This window comes from Amaricoccus sp. (assembly GCF_036846665.1).
Classification (GTDB): Bacteria; Pseudomonadota; Alphaproteobacteria; order Rhodobacterales; family Rhodobacteraceae; genus Amaricoccus.
In genome coordinates this window covers 1-2,426 of the sequence record NZ_DAIUBO010000370.1, presented here as the reverse complement: position 1 = coordinate 2,426, position 2,426 = coordinate 1, and the positions used below count along the sequence as shown (strand labels likewise).

Sequence of the window (2,426 nt, the reverse complement as noted above, 5' to 3'; positions counted from 1 at the left end):
TCGGCCGCGGCCAGCGCGAGCTGATCATCGGCGACCGCCAGACCGGCAAGACCGCGGTGGCGCTCGACGCCATCCTAAACCAGAAGGTCTACAACGACGCCGCCGGCGACGATGAATCGAAGAAGCTCTACTGCGTCTATGTCGCGGTCGGCCAGAAGCGCTCCACCGTCGCCCAGCTCTACAAGAAGCTCGAGGAAACCGGCGCGATCGAATACACCACCATCGTCGCCGCCACCGCCTCCGAGCCGGCGCCGATGCAGTATCTCGCGCCCTATGCCGCCTGCGCCATGGCGGAATACTTCCGCGACAACGGCATGCATGCGCTGATCATCTACGACGACCTCTCCAAGCAGGCCGTCGCCTATCGCCAGATGTCGCTCTTGCTGCGCCGCCCGCCCGGCCGCGAGGCCTATCCCGGCGACGTCTTCTACCTGCATTCGCGGCTGCTCGAACGCGCCGCCAAGCTCAACGACGAGCATGGATCGGGCTCGCTCACCGCGCTCCCCGTGATCGAGACCCAGGCCGGCGACGTCTCGGCCTATATCCCGACCAACGTGATCTCGATCACCGACGGCCAGATCTTCCTCGAGAGCGAGCTCTTCTACCAGGGCATCCGCCCGGCGGTGAACGTCGGCCTCTCGGTCTCCCGCGTGGGCTCCTCGGCCCAGACCAAGGCGATGAAGTCGGTAGCGGGCTCGATCAAGCTCGAGCTCGCCCAGTACCGCGAGATGGCCGCCTTCGCCCAGTTCGGCTCCGACCTCGACGCGGCGACCCAGCGCCTCCTGAACCGCGGCGCCCGCCTCACCGAGCTCCTGAAGCAGCCGCAGTATTCGCCGCTGACCAATGCCGAGCAGGTGGTGGTGATCTACGCCGGCACCCACGGCTATCTCGACAGGATCCCGGTGAGCGACGTGGGCCGCTACGAGCGCGGGCTCCTGGCGCATCTGCGCAATTCCGAAGGGGCGCTGCTCGGCCGGATCCGCGACGAGGACCAGAAGATCGCCGGCGACATCGAGGCCAGGATCAGCAGCGTGCTGGACAGCTTCACCAAGACCTTCGCCTGATCCGAGACTAGACAGGGAGCCGGCCGATGCCGAGCCTCAAGGACCTCAAGATCCGGATCGCGAGCGTCAAGTCGACGCGCAAGATCACCAAGGCGATGCAGATGGTCGCGGCCGCCAAGCTGCGCCGCGCCCAGGAAGCGGCCGAAAGCGCGCGGCCCTATGCCGAGCGCATGGACGCGGTGCTGGGCAATCTCGCCGCCGGCGTCGCCGAAAGCGCCAATGCGCCCCGGCTGCTCGCGGGCACCGGCAAGTCCGAGACGCATCTGCTGGTCGTCGCCACCGCCGAGCGCGGCCTCTGCGGCGGCTTCAACTCCACGATCGTGCGGCTCGCCCGCAACCGGGTCGCGCGGCTCCAGGCCGAGGGCAAGACGGTCAGGATCCTCACCATCGGCAAGAAGGGCCGCGAGCAGCTGCGCCGCGACCTCAGCGCGCTCCTGGTCGGCCATGTGGATCTCTCCGACGTCAAGAAGCTCGGCTATGCGGACGCGGCCAGGATCGCCCATGACATCCTGAACCGCTTCAACGCCGGCGAGTTCGACGTCGCCACGATCTATTTCAACCGCTTCCAGTCGGTGATCAGCCAGGTGCCGACCGAGCGCCAGCTGATCCCGGCGGTCTTCGAGGCACGCGAGGGCGGTGCCTCGTCGCAATACGAATACGAACCCGACGAGGAGGCGATCCTCGCCGACCTGCTGCCGCGCGGCGTGGCGACGCAGATCTTCACCGCGCTTCTGGAGAACGGCGCCTCGGAACAGGGCGCGCGCATGAGTGCGATGGACAATGCCACGCGCAATGCCGGCGAGATGATCGACAAGCTGACGATCGTCTACAACCGCTCGCGCCAGCAGGCGATCACCAGCGAGCTCATTGAGATCATTTCGGGCGCCGAGGCGCTCTAGGGACGGAGAACAACATGGCTGAACCAGCAGTCGGCAAGATCACCCAGGTCATCGGCGCCGTCGTCGACGTGCAGTTCGGGGACCATCTGCCCGAGATCCTCAACGCGCTCGAGACCGACAACAACGGCAAGCGGCTCGTGCTCGAGGTCGCGCAGCACCTGGGCGAATCCACCGTGCGCACCATCGCGATGGATTCGACCGAGGGCCTCGTGCGCGGCGCGAAGGTCACCGACACCGGCAAGGCGATCCAGGTCCCGGTCGGCGACGGCACCCTGGGGCGCATCCTCAACGTCATCGGCGAACCGGTCGACGAGAAGGGCCCCGTCGAGGCGACCGAATACCGCCCGATCCATGCGCCCGCGCCCGATTTCGCCGCCCAGTCGACCGAATCCGAGGTGCTCGTCACCGGCATCAAGGTCATCGACCTGCTCGCGCCCTACGCCAAGGGCGGCAAGATCGGCCT

Annotated in this window: 2 protein-coding genes and 1 pseudogene; all 3 read left to right on the top strand. The window is 67.2% G+C overall.

Translation table 11 applies throughout. The annotated features are described in order from the left end of the window. Positions 1-1,064 (top strand): F0F1 ATP synthase subunit alpha (atpA, locus tag V7050_RS20375; protein ID WP_324370639.1); only part of this gene is annotated, 1,064 nt, incomplete at its 5' end. 26 nt (positions 1,065-1,090) lie between these two features. Beyond that, complete coding sequence (locus V7050_RS20370; protein WP_324370641.1) at positions 1,091-1,963, top strand: F0F1 ATP synthase subunit gamma; 873 nt, start codon at positions 1,091-1,093, stop codon at positions 1,961-1,963. A gap of 14 nt (positions 1,964-1,977) precedes the next feature. Continuing rightward, positions 1,978-2,426, top strand: a pseudogene (locus tag V7050_RS20365) (F0F1 ATP synthase subunit beta); the annotation flags it as partial.